This is a genomic window from Microbaculum marinisediminis (assembly GCF_025397915.1).
GTDB lineage: Bacteria > Pseudomonadota > Alphaproteobacteria > Rhizobiales > Tepidamorphaceae > Microbaculum > Microbaculum marinisediminis.
The window spans coordinates 77,850-102,160 of the sequence record NZ_JALIDZ010000006.1 but is presented as its reverse complement, the minus strand read 5'-3'; the positions used below and the strand labels follow the sequence as shown (position 1 = coordinate 102,160).

Below are 24,311 nucleotides of genomic sequence, written 5' to 3'. Positions count from 1 at the left end.
CGGCAAGCAGCAGGCTTGTCCACCACCGCCGGGCCTTTGAGCGATGACACGTTCTCGCCAAAAACGTCCCGCTATCATCATTTTTTCAGACTTTGCAATGAAAGTTTGTGTTTATGTCGATACCACGGCTCGTCGCAATTGGCCTCGCCGCCGGCGCATTCGTTGCGCCCGGCACCGGCATCGCGTTGACGGCGTCTGACGTACCGCTGCCGCGCGAACGCCCCGGATCGGTTGCATCGGAGGCGGACGCCGCCAAGGCCGCACCCGCCGAAACGGATGCCGCCGAGACCGATGCCACCGAACGCGAGGCCGCCGGGACCGAGTCCGGCACGGCGGATACGGATATCGGCGACGCTGACGCGCCCGGCGCGAAATTCTCTTCGAACGGCATTGCCTTGCCGAGACAGCGTCCGCCGGAAGCCGGTCCCAGGTTCGGCCCCGACGGGGCCCTCGGGGCCGTTGCCGACGACGCCACGGCGGCCGCCGTGCGCGAGGCGGTCAACCACATCTCGGCGCGGCGCTTCGACGCCGCCCTGGCCATCCAGAAGAAGATTGCCGACCCCGCGGCGCGCACGCTTATCGAATTCCTCTATGTCCGCGATTATTCGCTTTCGGCCCCCCACGCCCGCATAGCGGATTTCCTCGACAACAATCCCGATTGGCCGAACCGCGAGCTCATCCGCAAGCGCTTCGAGGTCGCCCTGCTCGCGCAGCGGGCGAAACCGGATACAGTGATCGCCGCCTTTGAAGAAGAGGCCCCCCTGAGCAGCGCCGGCACCATCGTGTTCGCCAGCGCGCTGGACAAGGCCGGCAACCTCGACCGGGCGCGCGCGATGATCCGTGCCTTGTGGCGGAGTGCGTCGCTGACCCAGGGCGAGGAAAAGCTTGTCCTCGAGCGGTTCGGCAAGATCCTCACCGGTGAAGACCACAAGGTCCGCATGGACCGGCTGCTTTATAAAGGCGAGACCGCGGCGGCCCTTCGGGTGGCGAAGAAACTCGGCGGCAACAACCTGAAGCTGGCCGAGGCGCGCATCGCCGTTATCCGGCGATCCAAGGCGGCCGGCTCGGCGCTCGACAAGCTGCCGGACACCTCGAAGGCGGATCCGGGATATCTGCTTTCCAAGGTGCAATGGTATCGGCGCACCGGCAAGGAGGCGGAGGCGGCCAAGCTGCTGCTGTCCGCCGCCTTCGACGACGACAAGCTCGTCGACCCCGACGAATGGGCGCTGGAACGGCGCATCATCGCGCGCGAACTGATCGAGGAGGACAACGCCAAGGCGGCCTACGACCTCGTCAGCACGCATGCCGCGGAATCCGCGATCGACCGGCTGGAGAACGAGTGGCATGCCGGCTGGATTGCCCTGCGCTTCCTGAAAGATCCGGAAGCCGCGAAGACGCATTTCGCCGAACTGAAGACGATCGCCACGACGCCGATTAGCCAGGCGCGGGCGGAATACTGGCTCGGCCGCGCGTCCGAAGAGGGTGGCGAGCCGGAACGGGCACTCGAGCACTATCTGGCCGCCGGCGCGTTCCCGACGACCTATTATGGCCAGCTGTCGCTCGACCGTGTGGGCCGCACTTCGGTGCCCGGCCCCGACAAGCCGCTCATCGCCGATACGGCACGGCGGATCGTCAACGAGCGCGACAGCGTTCGTGCCATGCGCCTGCTTGCCCAGATCGGCGAGAAGGATCAGGCGGCTCGCTACATGATCTCGATGGCCAACGAGACCGACGACCCGCTCACCCTCGTCGGCCTTGCCGAAACCGCGCAGCGGATGGGCCTGAAATGGGGCACGGTGTGGATCGGCAAACGCGGCAGCCAGGCCGGGGCGCCGACGGATGCCTACGCGTTCTCGACCGACGGCATGCCTGACTATCCCAAGATGGGCGCGCCGATCGACCCGGCCGTGGTCTATGCGATCGCCCGCCAGGAAAGCGTGTTCAATCCGGAGGCCGTGAGCCCGGCCGGCGCACGCGGCCTGATGCAGATGATGCCGGCGACGGCCAAGGCCACCGCGCGCTCGGTTGGCCAACCGTACGATCTCAAGCGCCTGACAGCGGATCCGCGCTACAACGCGACCCTCGGCGCCGCCCATCTCGGCGAGCTGGCGGATTACTACAACAACGCTTTTGCCCTGGTGTTCGCCGCCTACAATGCCGGCCCCGGCCGCGTCTCCGAGTGGATCGAGCGGTTCGGCGATCCGCGCAAGGGTGAGATCGATCCCGTCGACTGGGTCGAGCTCATTCCCTTCAACGAAACGCGCAACTACGTGCAGCGCGTGATGGAGGGCCTGCAGGTCTATCGCGCCAGCCTCGGCGGCAGCCAGAAACTGCTCATCGCCGACGACCTGAGATTGCCGATCGGATACGGGAACACGATGATCGCCGTCGATACCGGCAGCCGTCCGGGCGTCTACGACAACGGCGTTCCCGGCGTCTTCAGCGGCTTCGGCAGCGGCCCGCTCGATACCGGCGGCGCCCCGGCAACCGCTCTGGGGTTCGGCGAGGGGCACTGAGCATGGCGGATACGGCGGGTGCCGAGACGCTCGCGGAGACCTCCGAAGCGTCGGCGGAATGGCGCGACGTTTCCGTCACCGCGCGGGACGGGCTGCGGCTTCATCTGCGCGAATACGGCGCGCGAACCAGCCCTCACCTGCCCGTCGTCTGCCTGCCCGGCCTGACCCGCAATACCCGCGATTTCCACGAACTCGCCGTCTTCCTTTCGACCCACAAGCACCGGCCCCGCCGCGTCGTCGCCATGGACTTCCGCGGACGCGGCGGCTCCGGCTACGACCGGAACTGGAAGAACTATTCGCCGATGGTCGAAATGGCCGACGTGCTGGACGTCCTCGTCGCCCGCGGCATCGAAGCGGCCGCGTTCGTCGGCACCTCCCGAGGTGGCCTCGTCACCATGCTGTTGGCCGCCGCCCGCCCGACCGTTCTGAAGGCCGTGGTGCTGAACGATATCGGTCCGGCGATCGAAGGGCGCGGCCTGCTCCGCATCAAGAACGTCCTGGCCGGCACAAACGTTCCCGCGACATGGGACCAGGCGGTCGACGGTCTGAAACGGGCGTACGAAGCCCATTTCCCCGCTCTCGACGATGCCGCCTGGGACCTCTTCGCGCGCCGGACCTATGCCGAGAAGGACGGCCGACCTATGCGGGATTTCGATCCCAAGCTCATGAAAACGCTGGCTAATATCGATTTCAACCAGCCCCTGCCGACGATGTGGCCGCAGTTCGACGGCCTGGCACACATCCCCGTCATGGTAGTGCGCGGCGACCATTCGGACATCCTGTCGGCGGAGACGGCCGAGCGAATGCGGGACCGCCATCCCGATCTGGACCTCTTGACCGTCGACGGCGCCGGCCACGCGCCGCTTCTGTTCGAACCGGCGGTTCTCAACCGGATTTCCGCCTTCGTCACGTCCGCCGAAGACCGCTGATCCAAGCCCCCGGCCGAGAGCCACCCGCAACCGCCCGCGCGGGCGGTCAATTGCGTAGCACGAACTCGATGCGGCGGTTGCGCGCCTTCCCGGCCTCAGAGCCGTTCGAGGCCAACGGACGGCTTTCCCCGTAACCAAGCACCGTAATTCGTTCTGTGGCGACGCCTTCCGCGATCAGAAGGTCCGCGACCGCTCGCGCCCTTTCAAGGCTGAGCCGGTGGTTCGCGTCGGCGGCAGCGTCGGAATCGGTGTGTCCGGCGACCGATATCAGCGCGTCCGGACAGCGCGCCGCTTCATAGGCGACATGGTCGAGCGCCGGCCGACTGTCGGCTCGCATCTGCGCCCGGCCCACCTCGAACGCGATCCCGCGGCCGTCGATCGCCGTCTTGATCGCAGCCTCGCAGTCCGGCGCGGCCACGGCCGGTCCGGACGGACCTGCCGTTACGTTAACGTCCCGGGTTTCGTAGCCCTCCGGCCAACCGGTTGCGAGCGCGTTCAACAGCTCGGCCTTCGCGGATCCGTGAAAGGCCGCACCGGAAACGGCGAACCGGCCATCGCCCAGGCTCGCCTCCCCCTCGGCCAATCGCGTCATCAGATCGATTGCCAGTTTGGCCGCGTCGGCGAACCGGGGCGGCGCGTCCGGCCGCGGGACAAGGCCGGTCGTCAGTGGTCTGTCGGGAAACGCCGCCGCGACGGCTGCGACGATCGTCGCCGTTGCCGGCGCATCCGGAACGGAGCCGTGCAATTCGATCGTGTTCCGCGTCAGCCGGATCGTGAGTTCGTAATCGGCGGGGCCGGCGGAATCAGACGTCGTGGCCCGCGAGCGCGACACCAGCCCCCCGGACATGGAGAAGAAAATCAGGCTAGCAGCGACAACAGAAACAAAAGGGCGGAGTCGCCCGAATTGGATCGGCATGAAAAGTGGTCCGGGGCGGTTCGTCAGAGCCACAGGTTAGGCGATTCGAACCAGCCGGATGGCCGAGCTATTCAGATCAAAGGCATTGGGGACAAAAGAAAACCCCGGCAGCTCGCGCCGCCGGGGTATCTGGTCGGGGGACCGGTCCGAAGACCGGCCGTCCCTTAAACCGGATCAGAAGGACCGGGTGACCTGGAAGGCGGCCGAGAAGGCACCATCCGAGTTGTCGACAGCCGGGCCGCAGATGCCCACCGGGCCAATGCAGCCACCGGCCTGCGGCAGGCCGTAGTCGGCGTTGCCGTACACCAGGTCGACGTTGAACGTCGTCCGCGGAACCGGGGTCCACGCGAAGTCGAGGTAGACCTGCCAGAAGTCGTTGGACGAATCCGAGGTCAGCGTGGTCGGCACGAAGAAGTTCGTGATCACGTCGTCAGCAGACACGTTGCCATAACCGCCACCGAGCGTCGAAGCGAAGGTCGGCGTCCAGTTATGCGTGTAGCTGGCGAGCAGCGACCAGGTCGTCACGGTGTCGACGATGCAGCCACCCGTCGCCGGGGTCAGCACGTTGCAGGCACCCCAGACGGCGTTGATGACGCCAGCACCACCCTGGGCACCAGCGAAGCTGTCCTGGAAGTACTGGTGAGCGCCGTCCGTGTAGATGGCCTTGAACGCGAAGTAGTCGCCTTCACCAACGGAAGGAACGTTCAGGACCAAGCCGAACAGAGCGGCCCAACCGATTTCGGAATCGGTCTGCGTGCCCGGATACGGACCCGGAGCAGCACCACCAAGCGAGACCTCACGGAACTCGTTGTTGGTGATGGCACCCGACAGCTGGGCATTACCCCAGTCGCCGTCGACGCGAAGGTTCGCGACGATGTCAGGCATGTCGTTGCGGTCGCTGACCACGTTGGCCGGGAAGAAGAGGCCAACCTGATTCCACGCACCCGGGTTCACACCGCGCGGGAAACCGACAAGGCCGGCTGCACCGTAAGCGGTCGGAGACGTGTAGTCCTGATCTTCCAGTGCGACCGACAGCGAGAAGCCGTTGCCGAAGCTGGCCGTGTAACGGACCTGGTTACGGCGCATGAAGTTGTCGCCGATGATCACGTACGGGTCAGTCGTCGAAGCCGACGAGTCCAGATGCAGGAAGGTCGACCAGGTCTTACCAAACGTCCAGTTACCGAACTGAACGAAGGCGTGACGCAGATCAGCCGAACCACCGGTACGGGCGTCGTTGTCCGTCGCCTGCAGCTCGACGAATGCACGGACGGTGCCGTACTCGGTCGAGGTGCGGGCGTCGAAGTTCACACGGCCCTGACCGTACATCTGGATCCGGTCCTGGATCGTGTGTCCGTCCGGAACGATCGAGTCCGGGCGATAGAACTCGTCACCGAACCACTGGTCTTCAGCGCCGACCACAACGAGTCGAGCAAAACCACCGACCTTGAAGCAGATGTCCGTTCCCGGCAGCTCGATGAAGCCGGTGATGTCACACCGGTACACCGGCTCCCGGGGAGCCTTAACATCCATCATCATGTCGGCGGCCTGGGCCCCAGTCGTAGCTGCGAGGAAAGCCGCAGCCGAGCCGAGGAAGATGTTTCTCATATTGTTCATCCTGACCTCCAATTTCCACCTTAGGGACCAGGTTTCGTTCCTCTGGGCGCGAGCCACTGGACTTCCCCTAATTCCCCGCGAGTTACTTGCGACCCGAGGCGACCCCGAACGCAAGCGTTGCGACTCCCCGGATTTCCGGCGTCGCATCGCCAACTTACCCAACACCGATTGCCGATCAACAAACAAAGCGGCTGTTTCGGCCCGGAACGGCTGCTTTTCCAGGTGGTGTTGCACAAAGTCCACGTTGTTACCGCCAAGCCTCAATTTCCTTGAGGATTCCAGCGTTATAGGGGCGATTAGGGGCCCTTCCCACCATCGTTTTGGGCGCTTTTTGGGTTCTTGGCGATCGTTCGAGCGGAATATCTCGTTAAGAGACGGCGCCCTGGGTTTCGCGATTTCGGCCCCTCGCAGCGCAATACGGCCGGTCCCAGGCCCCGCGATTCTGCGTCGGCCAGCGGCCACCGATTCTCGGGAGACGCGCGGAGAACGAAAATGCCCCGGCGAAGCGGACTTCGCCGGGGCATCGGGGATGGGCCTATCGCCGGTGCCTTGGAGCGCACCGTCGCGGGAATGCATTCGGGCGCGATCAGAACGAGCGCACGATATCCAGCGCCACCGCGAGAGCTCCCTGGTCGTCGGCCGCGGCCGGATTCGCCGTGAAGGGATCGAAGCCGCCGGCCGGCGTCGTGCCCGCGCCGTTGAAATCGACATGGCCGTAGTGGACGCCGAACATGATCGTCAGGTTATTGACGGGCATCCACGAGACGTTTCCGAAGATTTCGTAGGTGTCCATGTCGAAATCCGAGGAAAGGGACGGCACCCCGGCATTGAACACGGTCATCGGCGCGCTGACGTTCTGATAGCCAGCCCCGACGGTCGAGGACCAGGTCGACGACCAGTTGTGGGTGAAGCTCGCCAGTACGGACCACGTCGTCACCGTATCGACGGCACAGTCGCCGTTTGCGGGAACGAGCCAGTTGCAGGCCCCCCAGACCGTGTTCGTCGTCCAGAGGAAGTTGTCCTGATTGTACTGGGTTGCGCCGTCCGTATAGATGGCCTTGAAGGTGAAGTAGTCCCCCTCGCCGGTCGCCGGCGTGTTCACGAGCAGGCCGAACAGGGCCGCCCAACCGATCTCCGAATCCGTCTGACTGCCCGGAACGGTCGCGGGGGCGCTGCCGAGAAACACGTCCCTGAACGCGTTGTTATGCAGGGCGCCGGACAGTTGCGCCGAGCCCCAGTCACCTTCGGCCTTGATATTGGCGACGACGTCCGGCACGTCGTTTCGGTTGCTGACCACCGCGCAACCGCCACCGCAGAATCCCCAGACCGGCGCGAACAAACCGGCCGCCGTGATCGCGCTCGGCGTGGTGTAGTCCTGGTCTTCCACCGCGATCGACACCGAGAACCCCCTGCCGAAGCTCTGGGTATAACGGATCTGATTGCGGCGCATGAAGTTGTCGCCGGTCACCGTCAGCAGGTCGGTATAGACGGGGCTCGATTCGAGATTCAGGAAGGTCGACCAGGTCTTGCCGAAGGTCCAGTTGCCGAACTGCACGAAGGCATGACGCAGATCGAACGAGCCGCCGGTACGGGTGTCATTGTCAACCGCCTGCATCTCCACGTAGGCGCGGACCGTGCCGTACTCCGTCGAAGTGCGCGCGTCAAAGTTGACACGACCGACCGCGTACATGCCGGTGGTATCTTCCAGCGTATGCCCGTCCGGGACGATGCCGTAAGCGGCGCCTGTCCCAAAGGCGTCCCACTGATCCTCGGACGCATAGGCCACGAGCATAGCGTATCCACCCACCTTGAAGCAGATGTCGGTGCCCGGCAGCTCTATGAATCCGGTGACGTCGCACCGGTAGACCGGTTCGCGCGGCGCCTTCACGTCCATCATCATGTCGGCGGCCTGGGCCCCGGTCGTGACGGCGATTGCCGTCACCGATCCAAGCAGAACTGTCTTCAACTTCGTCATTCGTCTCTCCGAGCGGCACCCGTAGTAGACTTTGGCCACGACGTAAAATGCCGAGGGCTGCGCCCAGAACCGCTTCGCGACCTGGTGCCGATTTAGATCGCAGCGTCCGTCCCCACCAGCGGTGGGGAGAACCTGACGAGTGCCGCGAAGACGGGCAATCGGAATCTTCCAAAGACGGCCGGCGCAAAGGCGATTTCGAGCGTACGTAGCGCTGCCGCCACAGTCGCTCGGCCGACCAGGCTCCTGCCGCCCGCATTATGGTCAATCGCCGCCCGGGCATCGCGACACCATCTGCAACACAGGGATACCGGTGCGGACTGTCGACGTTCTCTATCCGGCGATGGCGGCTTCGACCTCGTGGGCGCCATGCCAGATCATCACGAGGGCGACGTAGAGAACGATCAGGAGCCCGCACCACGCCAGCCACCGATAGCGATCCAGGAGGCGGGCGATCAGGGTGGCCGCGGCGCCCATCAGGACGATCGACAGCAACAGGCCCGCCGCAAGAACGTAAGGGTGGTCGCGCGCCGCGCCGGCGACCGCCAGCACATTGTCGAGAGACATCGATATGTCGGCGACGATGATCTGCTTCATCGCCTGACCGGCGCTCTTCACCGGCACGGCCGCGGCTTCTTCGGCGTCCAGATCGTCGGCCAGCAGTTCCGCGCCGGCGTGTGCCGCAGCCCCTTCGGCCAGCTCGCGGTAGAGCTTCCAGCACACCCATAGCAACAAGATGCCGCCCGCAAGCAACAGGCCGACAATCTGCATCAGCTGGGTCGCGGCGAGCGCCAGGGCGATGCGCAGAACGACGGCGCCGGAGATTCCATAGAAGATCACCTTGCGGCGCACATGCGCCGGCGCGCCGACCGCCGCCATCGCGACGACGACCGCGTTGTCGCCTGCCAGAACGAGGTCGATAAAGACGACCTGGAGAATGGCGATGAATTGCTCGGGCAACGTCGAACCTTCAAATCCACCGGCTGACGAGCCTAGCCGGCGCGCAAGCTACCGGCGGCATGGGGCTTTTTTCGAACCGGAACGGCGGGGCGCAGCCGTCGCACCTCAAGACGGCCGCGAGCGATCCGGCCCTGACAGGATTGCAATTATATCGTCGAGCGCACGATTCAATCGCTCCAGGCGTTCCTCTCCGATTTCCGAGATCAGTTCCCCGAAGGCCGCCTCGGTCTCCGCTCCCATTTCCTCGACCAGCGCCCGGCCCTTGTCGGCCAGGGAAACGATGACTCGTCGCTTGTCGGCATCGTTCGTGCGCCGATTGATCAGGCCTGCCGCATCCATCTTGGGGAGGATCCGCGACAGGCTCGCGGGATGAATGAGGCACCACTCGCTCAGCGAGAGAATCTCGGTTTCGCGAAGATCGGCAAGGACGCGCAGGATGCGCCATTGCTGTTCCGTGATCTGATGGGAATGCAGGATCGGGCGGAAGCGCGAAATCACCGCCTCTCTCGCCCGCAGGAACTTCATCGGAATCGCCTGGCTGAACGGCCGCATCACGCCTTGCTCTTCGGCGCCACTGCGTCCGTCGAGCGGCGCGTCGCGTTTGCGATCATGCGGTGCTGAATGCGCCATTGTTCGCCACCAAACTAATTTAGTTACGCATACATTGGCGACATCGGAAAGCGGGATTATTTCTCCGGCAAACCTAACTCGATCTGCCGTTACGGAAGTCTAGTAGCGATAATTTTAGTTAAAACAAATATATAGATGTACGGCGCCGGATTGGCCAAATTCGCAACCAGAGCTTGTTACACCGCGAATTGATCAACGCTTCGCCTGGCCGACGCAGGCAAACCGGTCAAAACGTCACGATTCGTACCTCGCGCAGCCGCGGAGCCGGCCTCATCGCGCGACGATGGGCTGTGCCTCCAGAACGGGCTCGACGACCGCCGTTCCCTCGAAGAACGACCCTTCCTCGAACCAGCTCCTGGGCGCGGGATGGCCCCACAGGGTCTGACGCTGGGGATCGCGCAGCGTCCAGCGGATCGGCTCCATATCCGGATCGGCGGTGAGATAGTCCGACGTAAACAGCTCGACCCGATGCCCGTCCGGATCGCGAACATAGAGGAAGAACGCGTTGGAGATGCCGTGCCGGCCGGGGCCGCGCTCCATGTTCCCTAGGTAGCCGCTCGTCGCCATGACGTCGCAGATATGCAGGATATCGAGCGGCGTCGCGGTCCACATGCCGATGTGATGCAGGCGCGGCCCCCTGCCGTTGGTGAAGGCGAGATCATGGACGTTGCCCTTGCGGTGCATCCAGATCGCCCACAGCTTCGGATCGGGATCCTCGGTCTCGGTGTACTCGGTCACGCGGAAGCCGACGGCGGTATAGAAGTCATGGCTCACCTGCACGTCGGGCGTGAAGCAATTGACGTGGTCGATGCGCTGGATGCGGGCGCCACGATGATGCGTGTACTTCTGCAGCATCGAAGACGTCTGCTCCATCTCGAAATAGAACTCGATCGGCATGCCGAGCGGGTCCACGGCATTCAGTGTGCGGCCCTGATGCGGACGCTCGACGAACTCGGCCCGCAGGCCCTGCTCGTCGAACCAGAAGGCGGCCCGGTCGAGATCCTCTTCGCTGGCGACCTTGAAGCCCATCGTCCGAACGACCGGCTTTTCGGCGCGCACCAGAACGATCGAGTGATGGTTCCGCTCCTCGATTCCGCGCAGATAGATGCGATCGGCGGATTCGGCCGTCACGTGGAGGCCCAGGCAGTCGACATAGAACGCCCGCGACGCTTCGAGATCCGTCACGGCGAATTCCACATGGCTGACGCGGACGATGTTGAACGGCGGGTTCATCACGGGCTTCGCAACGGGCATGGTCCTGATCTTTCCTGTCGGCGCGGAACTAAGGCTGCGGTCTGTCCGGGGCCTACCCGGTCACGGCGAACGCGACATTCGCCCGGCCGGCACATGGCCGGAGCCGAATCCCAGAGGTCTCATTCCTGTTCCTCCCTCTCGATGCCCCGCGCCCCGCCCGACGGTCCCGGCGTCGCGTCAAACACCGATGCGCGGCACCGTGTGGCCGCCGAGGCCGATCGCGATGTTCTTGGTTTCCATGTAGAAATCGAAGCTGTAGTCGCCGCCGTCGCGGCCGATACCGGATGACTTCGTGCCGCCGAACGGGGTCGGCAGATGGCGTACGTTCTCCGAATTGACCCAGACCATGCCGGCTTCCACCTCCTGGGCGATCCGGTGCGCGCGGCCGACATCGTTGGTCCAGAGATAGGCGGCCAGGCCGTAGCGGACATCGTTGGCGATCGCCAACGCTTCCTCCTCGTCCTCGAACGGGATCATCGTCAGCACGGGTCCGAAGATCTCCTCCTGGGCGATCCGCATGTCATTGCGGGCATTGGTATAGAGCGTCGGTTCGACGAAGTTGCCTTCCTCGCCGACCCGGCCGCCACCGGCCGCTATCGTCGCACCGTCCTCCTTGGCGGCATTGACATAACTCATGACCTTTTCGAGGTGGCGCGGATGGATCAGCGGCCCGATCTCGGTCTTCGGATCGAGCGGATGGCCGACCCGCATTTTCTTTATGCGTTCTGAAGCCTTGGCGGCGAATTCCTCATAAATCGATTCATGAACCAGAGCGCGGCTGGACGAGGTGCAGCGCTCGCCGTTCAGCGAATAGATCATGAACAGGACGGCATCGAGCGCCTTGTCGAGGTCGGCATCGTCGAACACGATCACCGGGTTCTTGCCGCCGAGCTCGAAGTGGACGCGCTTCAGGGTCGGCGCGCCCTGCGCCATGATGTGGCTGCCGGTCGCCGATTCCCCGACGAAGCCGATCGCCTTGATGTCGGGATGCTCGGTCAGGGCCTTGCCGGCCTCCTCGCCGATGCCGTGCACCGTGTTCAGGACACCGGCCGGCAGCCCCGCCTCCGCGCATATCTCGGCCAGCAGCGTCGCCGTCAGCGGGCTCCATTCTGCTGGCTTGTGAACGACCGTGCAGCCCGCGGCCAGCGCCGGCGCGATCTTCCAGGTCGACAGCATGAACGGCGTGTTCCACGGCGTGATGACGCCGACGGGGCCGATGGGAACGCGCATGGTGTAGTTGAGATGCGTCGCCGTCGGCAGCGATACCCCGTCGGCGGCCGAAGGGGCCCGGTCGGCGAAGAAGCGGAAGTTCTCGGCCCCGCGCAGCGCCGCCTTCGCCATGTAGCGGATCGGCTGGCCGGTATCGAGGCACTCGATGAAGGCGATCTCTTCCGCCCGCGCCTCGATCGCATCGGCAATCCGGTGCAGAACGGCGCGGCGCTCCGCCCCCTTGGTCTTGCGCCAGGTCCGGAACGCGGCCATCGCAGAGCGGGCGGCGAGATCGATGTCCCGCACCCCGCCCCTGGCAACCGAAGCCAGCACCGCTCCGTCGACGGGAGAGGCCGTCTCGAAGGTCGCGCCGTCGCCTGGATACCGCTTTCCGTCGATGAAATGAGTGACCGGACCGTCGGCGAACTGCCGCAGATAACCCTCGGCACGGTCCAGCACCGCGCGATCGACGACGTTCACCGGGTCGTTCATCGGGGCGTTCATGAGGCAGTCTCCCTGTTGCGGCGCTCGCGGATCGTATTCCGGCGAAACGTCATCGCGCGGTCGATCTCGTGGACCTCCACGGCGAGCGAAACCGGCGTTGTCGCCAGCAGGTCGGCGAGCGCCCGCTCGGCCGTGGCCAGAAGCGCCTTGCCGAGGCCCTGCCTGGCGTCGGCCGGACGCCCCTGACCGACGCGCGCGGTGATATGGACGAAGCCGTTCTCGGGATTGCCGTCACCGACCTTGAAGACGTCGCGACACACCGCGCGGCTGCGGATTCCGTCGATATCGAACAGGCCGGTCGCCAGCGCGGTCTCGTGCAGGCCATCGATCAGGCCGGCCAGGTTCATTTCCGGCTCGAGATTGGCACTGTACTCGACGATCACGTGCGGCATCGCGCGTTGTCTCCCTGGTGCAGGCCGTGGTTTGGCCGATGGTTCCGGCCGATCCTAGCGTGCGCCCTATATCGTTGGCACATCAAACCATATATTCGGCGCAGGAAACCATATATTCGGCCCCGGCCGCACCGTTTATCGCGCCGAATGGCCGGCCTGCCGACGGCACTGCATTTCTCGCATAGGCCTATCTCCGTCCCGCCCGGTTCCCCGCGGCGCCGATCGCGTTACTCTCTGTCCCTTAGCAGTCCGAATCCAGAGCCTTTCGACATGAGCCATTCTCCAGATTTCGCCATCGGCAAGCCGGTCCGCCGCAGCGAGGACCCCAAGCTGGTCAGCGGCCACGGCCGCTACACCGACGACATCTCGCTGCCCGGCCAGGCCTACGGCGTGGTGGTGCGCAGCCCGTTCGCGCACGGCACGATCCGCGGGATCGACATCTCGGCCGCGCTGGACCTGCCGGGCGTACTGGCGGTCTACACGGGCGCGGACCTCGCCGAAGCCGGCTACGCGGGCCTGCCCTCGGTACTGCAGATGACCAATCGGGACGGCACGCCGATGGTGAAACCGGTCCGTCCGGTGCTGGCGACCAACAAGGTGACGTTCGTCGGCGATCCCGTCGCCTTCGTCGTCGCGGAGTCGGCAACCGTCGCCCGCGACGCCGCCGAGGCGGTCGAGATCGATATCGACCCGCTTCCCGCCGTCACCGACGCGGAGCAAGCCCTCAAACCGGGCGCGCCGCAGATCCTCGACGACGCCCCCGGCAACCTTGGCATCGACTACCACTCCGGCGACACCGACGCCGTCGACGCGGCGATCGCGGCGGCCGATCACGTCACGACGCTGGCGCTGACCAGCGACCGGCTGGTGGTCGCGGCGATGGAGCCGCGCGCGGCGCTCGCGGCCTACGACGCACAAACCGGCCGCTACGAGGTGCACGTGCCGAGCCAGGGCGTGTTCGCCATGCGCAACATGCTGGCCGGCGTGCTCGGCGTCGACCAGAGCCGGGTGCGGCTGCTGACCGCCAACGTCGGCGGCTCCTTCGGGATGAAATCGATGCTCTATCCCGAGACGGTCTGCGTGTGCCACGCCGCCAAGGCCCTGGGCCGGCCGGTGAAGTGGACGTCCGACCGTTCCGGCGCGTTCCTCTCCGACAGCCACGGCCGCGACATCCAGGTCACCGGCACGCTGGCGCTGGACAAGCGCGGCACCATCAAGGCGCTGCGGATCACCGGCTTCGGCAATCTCGGCGCCCATCTCGGCCACGTCGCGCCGCTCTATTTCACCATCAACATCGCCAAGAACGTGGTCAGCGTGTACCGCACGCCGCTGGTCGAGGTCTCGATCAAGTGCGCCTTCACCAACACCACCTTCACCGGCCCCTATCGCGGCGCCGGGCGGCCCGACGCCAACTACCTGATGGAGCGGCTGATCGAGACCGCCGCCAGCGAAATGGGCCTCGATCCCGTCAAGATACGCAAGCGCAACCAGATCCGGCCGGGCCAGATCCCCTATGACGCCCCGTCCGAGCTCACCTATGACAGCGGCGACTTCCCCGGCGTGTTCGACGAGGCGCTGGCGCTTGCCGACTGGACGGGATTCAAGGCACGCCAGCGCGAGGCGAAGAAGCGCGGTCGGCTGCTCGGTCGCGGCATCGGCAGCTATCTCGAGGTGACCGCCCCGCCGAACAAGGAGATGGGCGGCATCCGCTTCGAGCCGGACGGCGACGTCACCATCATCACCGGCACCCTCGACTACGGCCAGGGCCATGCCTCGGCCTTCGCGCAGGTGCTGTCGGAAAAGCTCGGCGTCCCGTTCGACCGCATCCGCCTCCTGCAGGGCGATTCCGACGAGCTGATCCACGGCGGCGGCACCGGCGGCTCGCGCTCGGCGATGATGAGCGGGGCGGCGATCGTGGAGGCGGCGCAGAAGGTCGTCGAGAAGGGCAAGCAGCTCGCCGGCCTGGCGCTGGAAGCCGCGGTCGACGACATCACGTTCTCCGACGGCACCTTCACCGTGGCCGGCACCGACATCGCCATCGACATCATGGACCTCGCCGACAGGGTCCGTCACGGGCTCTCCCTGCCCGACGGCATGGAGGACGGCCTCGACGTCACCCATCTGACCGAGGCCCTGCCCTCCTCCTTTCCCAACGGCACGCATGTCGCCGAGGTCGAAATCGATCCGGAAACCGGCGTCGTCGACGTCGTGCGCTACGCGATGGTCAACGACTTCGGCACCGTCATCAATCCGATGCTGGTCGAAGGCCAGCTGCACGGCGGCGTCGTGCAGGGCATCGGCCAGGCGCTGATGGAGATGACGCGGTACGACGAGGACGGCCAGCTCTTGACCGGCTCGTTCACAGACTACGCCCTGCCGCGCGCCGACACCATTCCCGCGTTCGCGTTCGCCAGCCATCCCGTGCCGGCGACGACCAACCCGCTCGGCGCCAAGGGCTGCGGCGAAGCCGGCTGCGCCGGCTCGCTGTCGGCGGTCATGAACGCGGTCATCGACGCGCTGCGGCCGTATGGGGTCACCCACATGGACATGCCGGTGACGCCGGAAAAGGTGTGGCGGGCGGTGAACGTGGCGAGCGACGGCCCGCGATAGAGCCGTTCCCGATTTCACGGTCTACACCGCGCCGAGGGGCGGCATGGGTCCCGGATCTCGTCCGGGACACGCGTTTGTTCGAGTGGCATGGCCGAGCCGAAAGCCATGGCCGCGAGGCCTGCCCACCGGCAAATGCCGCCTGCTTCGGTTTCGCCATGGCGTCTCCCTACTTTCGGCACAGTTCGCCGCGATAGGAGGGCGCAGGGGGCGTAAGCTGTCCATTTCGCCCATTCCGCGCCGGGCCCGCCGCTCCGGTCTGGCGGGCGTGCCGACAGCTCTCGCAGAGGACGTCTGCCATGAACCTGCCGACCATGTGCGCTCGCGCCGTGCCCATTGTCGCCGTCATCGCCGGGATCGCCGCGGTGCCGCAACCGGCCGCCGCCGGCAAGTGCACCACCGGAGTCTGGAAGAACCTGGAAGCGTGCGGCTGGCCGGGAGCCCGCAATACCGGCAAGCGCAGGGGCCTCAAACTCAAGCGCACGCGGAGCCGGACCATCACCAAGGACAATACGGTGATCAAGGGCCAGAAGATCGGCCCAGACGGCCTGGTCATCGCCGCCAAGAACGTCAGGATCCGCCACAGCACCATCGTCAAGAATAGCGGCGGCAACGGCAGCGGCGTGATCAAGATCCTGCCGGGGGCAAGCGCGAAGATCATCCGCACCCGCCTCAACGGCAAGGGGGCGACCCATGCCGGCATCTGGTACGAAGGCACCAGGCTGGTCGCCCGCGGCAACAACATCCACGGGGTCAACGACGGGGTTTTCGTCTGGGACACGGACAACTTCGTCATCAAGGGCAACTACCTGCACAGTTTCACCGAGAACGCGGGCAACGGGCACGTCGACGGCTTCCAGACCGAAGGAGCCTCGAACGGCGTCATCCGCCACAACACGTTCAACGTGACGCAGGACCAGACCTCCGCCATCGCGATCTGGAACGGCCGCCGCGACAGCGCCGACATCCTGGTCGAGGACAACCTGCTGGCCGGCGGCGGCTTCACCGTCTACGCCCAGGACTACAGCCCGTCCGAGGACAATCCGCGCGGTGGCTATTCGGTGACCAACATCCAGTTCCTGAACAACAAGTTCTCCACCGTGAACTATCCGTGCGTGGGCTATTGGGGCGTCTGGTTCTCGCGCGGCGAACCGACCGACGGCTGGAATCGGAGCGGCAACATCGTCCTGGAGACGGGCCGGAACATCGACAACCAGAACCCGCCGAAGCCAGGCGGCGGCAGCTGCGACTGACGCTGGCGGCGGCTGCACCCGGTTTCCGCGAACGACAGCGCGGCGGATCACAAGGAGCCGCCGCGTTCGGACACGCCGGCGATCACGCGGGGGGATCACGCGGAAGGCGATCGCGGATTGGGCGTCACCGGCCCCCCCGGAAGGCGCCCCCTTAGCGGATCGCCTCGAGCGGCTGGTCCCGGGTCGATTCCACCAGGCCGTAGAAGACCTCGTTGACCTCGCCCCACTTGCCGATCGCGGCCTTCACGTTGTCCATCCAGCGCTTCACGTTCGGATATTTAGAGAAGTCCGAATGGACGACCTCGCCGAGGGTGATCAGGCCGATGCCGAAATAGTCGGCGATGGTGATCTCGTCGCCGGTCAGGAACTTGCGGTCCGGACCGATCCAGTAGTCGTTGAGGATCCCGAGCCAGTTCTCGGCGTTGGCCTTGCCCCACTTGATGGTCTCCGCGTGCGCCTCCTCGGTCGGGCGCTTGTGGTGCGGGAACACCTGCGGATAGATGAAGCCGTAGGCGTAGTCGCGATAGAAGTTCGAGTTGAACCAGTCCATGATCTCGTTGACCCTGGCGCGGCGCTTCAGGTCCTTCGGGTATTCGGGCAGGTCGTTCTTTTCGGCGAGATATTTCAGGATCGCCGAGGATTCGGTCAGGCGGAAATCACCGTCCTCGAGCACCGGCACCAGCTTGTTCGGGTTGATCGAGGCGAACGGCTCCTGGTGATGGGCGCCGGTGAACAGGTCGACGACCTCCTCGTCGACGGGAATGCCCTTCTCGTGGATGAACAGACGAACCGGCCGGCTCGTCATCGACACCGGATGCATGTAGAGCTTCATGGCAGTCCTCCCTGTCTTGTCGCTGTGTGATCGGTACGGATTTCGGGATCAGTACGGATACTTGATCAGTACGGATTCCGGGGCGCGCGGTCGCTCGACAGGCTTTCGCGCGAGCGTTCCGTCAGGCTCTCGATGGCGTCGGCCAGGTGGATCTGGGCGATGTTGTAGTCGCCGCGGCCGACACGCAGCTTGTGGGCCTCCAGCAGCACGTCGGCATGGGTGAAGCCGGCCGGCGGCTCGAAGCGGTAGGCGGCCAGCTCGATGGTCAGGCCCAGCGGATCGTTGAAGTAGATCGAATCCATGAAGCCGCGGTCCTTGACGCCGGAATGGCGAATGCCGCGCTGGTCGAGCCGGTCAACCGCCTGGTCGAAGGTCGCCTTGGAGACGGCGAAGGCGATGTGATGGACGCAGCCGGGCTCGGTCGGGGTGCGGCGCGGGTCGGGCTTGCGCTCCTCCTTGGTGAAGATGGTGATCAGGCGGCCGTCGCCGGGATCGAAGTAGAGGTGGCTCTCGTCGCCGGCATCCAGGTTCGGCTGCTCGAAGACGAATGGCATGCCGAGCACCCCTTCCCAGAAGTCGATCGAGGTCTGGCGGTCGGCGCCGACCAGCGTGATGTGATGGACGCCCTGCGACTGCAGCTTGCGGATCTCTGTGTTGTCCATGGCGTGGCTCCGTTTCAGGGTCTGTCGACGAGTTTCGACTTGTACTCGCTTCGCGGCAGCGAGCCCCAGTCGACCAGGTCGATCCGTGTGGTGACGACCAGCGTCTCGCGGATGCGCCGCATGATGCGCTCGGCGAGTTCGGGCGATTTCTCCGCACCTTCCGCCAGTTCGACGGCGACCGGCAGCGGCGGTTCCTGCTTGACGCCGGGCGCCGTCGGGCGGATCGCGATGAGCCCGCTGACATGCGGGGCGAAGCCGTTGACGACCTCGCGGACGGCGGAGGGAAAGACGTTGACGCCGCGCACGATCAGCATGTCGTCGGTGCGGCCGATGCAGCGCACGCGCGGCGCCGTGCGTCCGCAGGCGCACGTTCCCGTGCGGACCTGCACATGGTCGCGCGAGCGAAACCGCAAAAGCGGCGCGGCGCGGTGCCTGAGATGGCTGTAGACGAGCTCGCCCTGTGCCCCGTCCTCGATTGCAACCGGGGTGCCGGTATCGGGATCGATCAGCTCGACATGGACCAGGCCGCGCCCGGAGAAGTGCATGCCGGACTGCGCCTCGCACTCGCCCCACAGCGAGACCGAGATGTCGCCGATGCCCATCGCCTCGCAGACGGTGGCGCCCCAGGCGTCCTGCAGCCGCGCGCGCATCGCCGCCTCGCCGCCGCCGGGCTCGCCGGCGACCATGATGCGTTCGACGCTCGACCCGGCGATGTCGATGCCGCGGTCGCCGGCCCATTCGGCCAGGTGCAGCGCGTAGGACGGCGTGCAGGCGAGGACGTGCGGGTGCAACAGCCGGACGGCCGTCATCAGCCGCTCGGTGTTGCCGGTGCCGACGGGGATGTGACAAGCGCCGAGCCGGTTGAACGCATCGAGCGCGGCGCCGGCGACGAAGGGACCGGCGTTATAGGTCGACACCACCCGCCTGCCCTGGGACAGGCCGGTGGCGGCATAGCTGCGCGCGGAGATCGTCACCCAGTCGTCGAGGTCGCGCGCGGTCAACGGGATGTAGCTCGGCGTGCCGGTGGTGCCGCTGGTGGAGAAGACGCGGACGACGTCCTCCATCGGCGCGGCGAGGTGAGTGCCGATCGGATCGGCGTCGGAGCGCGTGGCGCGCAACTCGTCCTTCTCGGTGAACGGCAGGGCGGCAATGTCGTCCAGGCCACCCACCGCATCCGGCGTGGCGAAACCCGCCTCCATCAGCTTGTGACGGTAGAAGCGCGAGCGCTCGAACAGGTAGGACAGTTGCGCGCGATACGGCGCCTCGTCCCTGCCCTTCTGCCTCTCCCAGGCAAGCGTTTCTATGTCCGGGTCTTGGATCATCCTGGCGCTCCGGCGCCGGTTCGAAGAGCGCTGCCCTTGCCGCGGCCGGTTATTGCTTGCTAAGTTTGTAGGACAATATTGACTTCATATCCCTTGTCAACCGGTCCGAACGCGGGTAACCGACCACGGTCATGTCCGATACCGACATCGCCCCCGAAATCCGCCAGACAAGCCGTGGAACCACGGTCGAGCGCGTGGTGCGCCATCTGCGCGAGGGCATCCTCAACAGCCGCTATTCGCCCGGCCAGCGCCTGATCGAGGCCGATCTGACGCGCGATCTCGGCGTCAGCCGCGGCCCCCTGCGCGAGGCGTTCCGGCGGCTGTCGGCGGAAGGGCTCCTGGAAACGGTGCCGAACCGCGGCGCGCTGGTGCGGCGGCTGTCGCTGCAGGAGACGGTCGAGCTGTTCCAGATCCGCACCGAGCTGGAGGCGCTGGCGGCGCGGCTGGCGGCGGGGAACATGGCCGAACCCGAGATCCGGGCCGCGTTCGAGGCGGCGATCGACCCGATCTGGGCGGAGGCGCCGCGCCTGTCGCCGATGGCCTATCTGGAGGAGAACAAGCGGTTCCACGACGCGATCGTGGGGGCGAGCGGCAATTGCCAGCTCGCCACCCTGCACCGCCAGCTGCAACTGCCGCTGATTATGTTCCAGGTCAGTGGCGGGCTGACGGCCGACATGCTGTGCCGCTCGGTCAGCGAGCACCGCGACATCGCCCGCGCCATCCTGAACGGCGATTCCGGCGAGGCGGAAACCGCGCTGCGCGGCCACCTCGACCGCGCCACCGCCCTCACTCGTCACATGCCGGCCTCGACCTTCCGCCCCGCCGCGACCGGCGACTAGCCACGCCGGCTGCCGGCCAACTCCGTTTCTGATAAAACTCCAGCCAAATCGCGACAGGCGGCTTCGCGGCGCGCCGGCGGACACACGCGTTGGGGAAGGAAACGGCGCATGCCCGAGGAACCGCTGATCATGGTCTGCGTCGGAGACATCTCCGGCAATGTGCGCGGCAAAGCGATCCCGCTCGCCGACTACCGGGCCGACAGGCCGGCGGGCATCGGCTGGACGCCGACCAACGTGCAGCTCACCTGCTTCGGCACGAACGCCGAGACGCCCTACGGGCCGTTCGGCGACCTGGTGATGACGCCCATCCCGACGACCGAGGCGCGCGTCGCGTTCGGCGGCGCGGAGGCGCCGGCCGAGCACCTGGTGATCGCCGAGCTGACCTGGCCCGACGGGACGCCTTGGGAATGCTGCACCCGGACGATCCTGCGCCGCGCGCTCGAGGCGCTGCACGCGGAGACCGGCCTCACCGTGCGGGCGGCCTTCGAGCACGAGTTCATGTTCGTGACCGACCAGCCGACCGGCGGCGCCTACACGATCGGCGGCGTCCGGCGGCGCAAGGCGTTCGGCGAAACGGTCCTCGGCGCGTTGCGCGAGGCGGGCATGACACCGCAATCCTTCCTGCGCGAATTCGGCCCGAACCAGTACGAGGTCAGCGTCGCGCCGGCCCGGGGCGTGACCGCCGCCGACGACGCCCTGGTGCTGCGCGAGCTCGCCCGGGCCGCCGCGCTCAGTCTAGGCGAGGAGATCACGTTCACGCCGCTGATCGGGCCGCACGACGTGGGCAACGGCGTCCACGTCCATTTCGACTTCCTCGACGACGCCGGCACGCCCGTGACCGCGGATCCCGACGCGCCCGAAGGGATTTCCGCCACGGCGGCCGCCTTCGTCGCCGGTGTCCTGAGGCATCTGCCGTCCACCGTGGCGCTGACGGCGCCGAGCGTGCCCTCCTACACCCGGCTGACGCCGCACCGCTGGAGCGCGGCCTTCAACAATCTCGGCTACCGCGACCGCGAGGCGGCGGTGCGCATCTGCCCGCGGCCGGACGGTGCCGACGTCGCGCCGGGCGAACGGCTGCATTTCGAGTACCGGGCCGCCGACGCGGCGGCGAACCCGCACCTGGTTCTGGCGGCGCTGGTCCTCGCGGGCCTGCAGGGCGTCCGCGACGGCCTGCCACTGCCCTCCGTCACGCGCGAGGACCTGACGCGCGTCGCGGCCGCCGACCTGAAGGCGCGCGGCATCGACAGGCTGCCGGCCTCACTGGACGACGCCATCGCGCGGCTCGACGCCGACACGACCGTGCGGTCGTGGTTTCCGGAAAAACTCGTCGACGTCTATGTCGCCCACAAGCGCGGCGAGATGGCGTTCCTGAAGGGCAAGACCGAGGACGAGATCTGCGCGGCCTATTCCGGCGCCTATTGAGGCCTGGGCGCAAGGCTCATTCCGGCGTTCAGACGGGCTTTCGGTCCGGCGCCCGCACCGTCCCGTCGGCGACCCAGGCATCGAAGATCGCCAGCGCCGTGTCGGCGAAGGCGCGATCGTTGATGTGGGCGTCGATCTCGCTCATCGCCACGGGCGGCGCGATCACCGTGCGCATCTCGTCGAGAAACGCGTCCAGCCCCTCGGGATCGTGCGCGGGCTCGCCGGGCTTGTCCCATTCCTCGATGCCGCCGCTGGGCAGGATGACGTGCACCGGCCCGCTCGCCCGCGCCAGCCGCGCGCCGATCTCGCGCGCGGTGCGCCTGCGTTCCTCCGGCGTGATCGCCACCGAGGCGATCAGCCGGTTGTGGGCGTGATAGGGCCGCTCGCGCCATTTCGCGGGGATCTCCGTCCAGGTCGGCATGTCGACGAGGTCGGAGGCGCCCGGCGCGACGATCTGCGGGATGCCGGCGCGGCCGGCGCTCGACAGGCGGTCGGCGCCGCTGTTGACGACCGAGCCGTGCACACCGTTGGTGAACTCCTGCATGCAGAAATCCATGACGCAGGCGAACGCACCCTGCGCGGCGAGGCCCTCGAAGGCGCGCCCGCCCATGCCGATGGAGTGGAAGACAGCGACCTCGAAGCCGCGCCGCTCCAGCGCCGGCTTGAGCGCCACCATGTAGCTCAGGCACGACTTGCCGAGGCTGGTCATGCCCACGAGCGGCCGGTCGCGGCGGGGCGGCTCAACGGCCCGCGCCGCGCCCAGGACGGCGCCGGCGGCCTGGCTGAGCGCGGACCTGCAGACCGAGTTGAGGCCGTAGAGCCCGCCGGCCCACAGGATCATCTGAATATCGGGCGGCAACCGTTCCGGCGGGATCAGCGGCGAGAACGCGACGGTCGAGACGATGTATTTCGGCACGCCCATCGGCAATACCAGCGCGCAGTCGAGCGCGAGATCGGTGCCCATGGTGCCGCCGATGGCGATCATGGCGTCGATCCTGCCCGCCACGTGGAGATCGGCGGCGAGCGTCGCGGCGCCGGCGGCCATGATCTGCATCGCCGTGTTCTCGTCGCCGGAGCGGATCGCCGCCTGTATGGACGAACCGGCGGCCTCGGCCACGCGATGCTTGGAGATGTCGGTTGCCGCGGGCGGGTCGCCGAGGACGCTGACATCCATCGTCATCGCCGTGCCGCCCTGGCCTTCGATGCAGCCGATCAGGTAGCGCAGCTCGTCGGACTTCGTATCGAACGTGCCGATGACGAGGATGGTCTTGTCGGTCATGGCGCCCGGTTCCCTGAAGGGTTTGTTTTTTGATTTAAGCAGACTTGCTTTTCTCCCGCACACTCCCGCGAAAGCGGGAGTCCGGGGCAACGCGGCGCGGCCGTGCCAAACGCGCGGGATTCCCGCTTTCGCGGGAATGAGCGGAGGGGTGGACGCGGGAATGAGCGGAGTGGGTGGAACGGTCGGTGTTCAAACGCACCACACTCTATCCGCCGAGCGGCACGGTGATATCGGCCCTCCCCTCCTTGCCCTGTCGGTTCATTATTGTCACCGGCAGGTCAAATATATGTTGCGTTCGCAACCCTGCCCTGTCAACGAATACATAGACGCCGCGCCGCGACGGGCATCGCGCCCGGCGGATAAAGGCCGACCGGAGGACAGACGGACACCGTGCAGACCGTCGACAAGGCGATGAAACTGCTGGGCGCCTTCACGCCCGCCGAGCCGGAAATCGGCCTGAGCGATCTCGCCCGGCGCGCCGGCTACGACAAGGCGGCGACCCGGCGTTTCCTGGTCGCGCTGCAGAAGCACGGCTTCATCGAGCAGAACCCGGCCAACCGGAAATACCGCCTCGGCGCCGCGTTCCTGCATTTCGCGCAGCTGCGCGAGGCGACGCAGCCGCTGGCCTCCGTAATCGCCCCGCTTCTGGAGACACTCACCGAGAAGACCGGGGAGACGGCGCATGCCTCGCACTATTCTGCGACGGGATCCGGCGGCGCGCTGATCACCATCGGCATGCGCGAGTCGAACAAGGCGACCCGGGTCCACATGGACCCCTCCGAGATACTGCCGCTGCACGCGACCGCCTCGGGCCTCGTCTACCTGGCCTTTGCGCCGGGCGCCCGTATCGACGAGGCGATCGCCGGCGGCCTCAAGGCCTATACGGCGCACACGATCACCAGCGCGAACCGCCTGCGCGCCGCCGTGGCGCAGGCCCGCACCGCCGGCCATGCCGTCGCCGGCCAGAGCTTCGAGGACGAGGTGACCGGCATCGCCATGCCGTTCTTCGATGCTTCGGGCGCCGCCGTCGGCGCGCTGGCGGTGGCGACGCCCTCCTCGCGGATGACCGACACGCTGAAGGCGTCGATCCTGTCCGAGCTCCAGCGTACGGTGGCGACGGCGACGCGCGGCATCGGCGGCGTCATGAACCCCGACTACCTTTCGGCGCTCGGCGACAGGCGGGCGGCATGAGCGGCCCG

Annotated in this window: 19 protein-coding genes; 7 read left to right on the top strand and 12 right to left on the bottom strand. The window is 66.5% G+C overall.

The genetic code is table 11. The features are described 5' to 3' along the window. Positions 1–113: 113 nt before the first annotated feature. Together MUB46_RS14155 and MUB46_RS14150 are read left to right on the top strand one after the other, a co-directional pair. On the top strand, positions 114–2,516 hold the full coding sequence (locus tag MUB46_RS14155; protein ID WP_261616585.1) for a lytic transglycosylase domain-containing protein: 2,403 nt from the start codon (positions 114–116) through the stop codon (positions 2,514–2,516). A 2-nt stretch (positions 2,517–2,518) separates the two neighbouring features. Continuing rightward, positions 2,519–3,445, top strand: coding sequence for an alpha/beta fold hydrolase (locus MUB46_RS14150; protein WP_261616584.1), 927 nt, complete (start codon positions 2,519–2,521; stop codon positions 3,443–3,445). A 46-nt stretch (positions 3,446–3,491) separates the two neighbouring features. On the opposite strand, the gene MUB46_RS14145 is transcribed toward MUB46_RS14150, so the two are convergent. From MUB46_RS14145 to MUB46_RS14110, 8 genes are all read right to left on the bottom strand, one after another. Beyond that, positions 3,492–4,292 (bottom strand): OmpA family protein, encoded by an 801-nt coding sequence (locus MUB46_RS14145; protein ID WP_261616583.1) that lies wholly within the window; start codon positions 4,290–4,292, stop codon positions 3,492–3,494. 243 nt (positions 4,293–4,535) lie between these two features. After that, positions 4,536–5,966: a porin gene (locus MUB46_RS14140; protein ID WP_261616582.1), complete on the bottom strand. Its 1,431-nt coding sequence runs from the start codon at positions 5,964–5,966 to the stop codon at positions 4,536–4,538. 595 nt (positions 5,967–6,561) lie between these two features. Further along, positions 6,562–7,950 (bottom strand): DcaP family trimeric outer membrane transporter, encoded by a 1,389-nt coding sequence (locus tag MUB46_RS14135; protein ID WP_261616581.1) that lies wholly within the window; start codon positions 7,948–7,950, stop codon positions 6,562–6,564. Positions 7,951–8,280: 330 nt separating this feature from the next. Continuing rightward, positions 8,281–8,907, bottom strand: coding sequence for a YjbE family putative metal transport protein (locus tag MUB46_RS14130; RefSeq protein ID WP_261616580.1), 627 nt, complete (start codon positions 8,905–8,907; stop codon positions 8,281–8,283). A 105-nt stretch (positions 8,908–9,012) separates the two neighbouring features. Next, positions 9,013–9,537, bottom strand: a complete 525-nt coding sequence (gene hpaR / locus MUB46_RS14125; RefSeq protein ID WP_261616579.1) for a homoprotocatechuate degradation operon regulator HpaR — start codon at positions 9,535–9,537, stop codon at positions 9,013–9,015. A gap of 270 nt (positions 9,538–9,807) precedes the next feature. Continuing rightward, positions 9,808–10,791 (bottom strand): 3,4-dihydroxyphenylacetate 2,3-dioxygenase, encoded by a 984-nt coding sequence (hpaD, locus tag MUB46_RS14120; RefSeq protein ID WP_261616578.1) that lies wholly within the window; start codon positions 10,789–10,791, stop codon positions 9,808–9,810. Positions 10,792–10,968: 177 nt separating this feature from the next. Continuing rightward, positions 10,969–12,492 carry a 5-carboxymethyl-2-hydroxymuconate semialdehyde dehydrogenase gene (gene hpaE / locus MUB46_RS14115; RefSeq protein ID WP_425256273.1) on the bottom strand — a complete coding sequence of 508 codons (1,524 nt, stop codon included), beginning with the start codon at positions 12,490–12,492 and terminating at the stop codon, positions 10,969–10,971. Between the two features lie 8 nt (positions 12,493–12,500). After that, complete coding sequence (locus tag MUB46_RS14110; protein ID WP_261616576.1) at positions 12,501–12,896, bottom strand: 5-carboxymethyl-2-hydroxymuconate Delta-isomerase; 396 nt, start codon at positions 12,894–12,896, stop codon at positions 12,501–12,503. Between the two features lie 270 nt (positions 12,897–13,166). Here MUB46_RS14110 and MUB46_RS14105 point away from each other — a divergent pair, with 270 nt between their 5' ends. Together MUB46_RS14105 and MUB46_RS14100 are read left to right on the top strand one after the other, a co-directional pair. Further along, the gene (locus MUB46_RS14105) at positions 13,167–15,506 is read left to right on the top strand and encodes a xanthine dehydrogenase family protein molybdopterin-binding subunit (protein ID WP_261616575.1); all 2,340 of its coding nucleotides are present in this window, start codon (positions 13,167–13,169) and stop codon (positions 15,504–15,506) included. 296 nt (positions 15,507–15,802) lie between these two features. Beyond that, positions 15,803–16,756, top strand: coding sequence for a right-handed parallel beta-helix repeat-containing protein (locus MUB46_RS14100; protein WP_261616574.1), 954 nt, complete (start codon positions 15,803–15,805; stop codon positions 16,754–16,756). A gap of 151 nt (positions 16,757–16,907) precedes the next feature. Here MUB46_RS14100 and MUB46_RS14095 read toward each other — a convergent pair whose 3' ends face one another. The 3 genes from MUB46_RS14095 to MUB46_RS14085 all read right to left on the bottom strand — a co-directional run bounded on the left by MUB46_RS14095 (position 16,908) and on the right by MUB46_RS14085 (position 19,572). Next, a complete protein-coding gene (locus MUB46_RS14095) occupies positions 16,908–17,588 on the bottom strand; it encodes a glutathione S-transferase family protein (RefSeq protein ID WP_261616573.1) in 681 nt (226 codons plus the stop codon). A gap of 65 nt (positions 17,589–17,653) precedes the next feature. Beyond that, on the bottom strand, positions 17,654–18,235 hold the full coding sequence (locus MUB46_RS14090; RefSeq protein ID WP_261616833.1) for a VOC family protein: 582 nt from the start codon (positions 18,233–18,235) through the stop codon (positions 17,654–17,656). 29 nt (positions 18,236–18,264) lie between these two features. Beyond that, the gene (locus tag MUB46_RS14085) at positions 18,265–19,572 is read right to left on the bottom strand and encodes a phenylacetate--CoA ligase family protein (protein WP_261616572.1); all 1,308 of its coding nucleotides are present in this window, start codon (positions 19,570–19,572) and stop codon (positions 18,265–18,267) included. A gap of 131 nt (positions 19,573–19,703) precedes the next feature. Here MUB46_RS14085 and MUB46_RS14080 point away from each other — a divergent pair, with 131 nt between their 5' ends. Further along, on the top strand, positions 19,704–20,411 hold the full coding sequence (locus MUB46_RS14080; protein ID WP_261616571.1) for a GntR family transcriptional regulator: 708 nt from the start codon (positions 19,704–19,706) through the stop codon (positions 20,409–20,411). Positions 20,412–20,519: 108 nt separating this feature from the next. After that, positions 20,520–21,833: a type I glutamate--ammonia ligase gene (locus MUB46_RS14075; protein WP_261616570.1), complete on the top strand. Its 1,314-nt coding sequence runs from the start codon at positions 20,520–20,522 to the stop codon at positions 21,831–21,833. A gap of 28 nt (positions 21,834–21,861) precedes the next feature. On the opposite strand, the gene MUB46_RS14070 is transcribed toward MUB46_RS14075, so the two are convergent. Beyond that, complete coding sequence (locus MUB46_RS14070; protein ID WP_261616569.1) at positions 21,862–23,112, bottom strand: Tm-1-like ATP-binding domain-containing protein; 1,251 nt, start codon at positions 23,110–23,112, stop codon at positions 21,862–21,864. A 390-nt stretch (positions 23,113–23,502) separates the two neighbouring features. Between MUB46_RS14070 and MUB46_RS14065 the strand changes: the two genes are divergently transcribed. Continuing rightward, on the top strand, positions 23,503–24,303 hold the full coding sequence (locus MUB46_RS14065; protein ID WP_261616568.1) for an IclR family transcriptional regulator: 801 nt from the start codon (positions 23,503–23,505) through the stop codon (positions 24,301–24,303). Positions 24,304–24,311 lie beyond the last annotated feature (8 nt).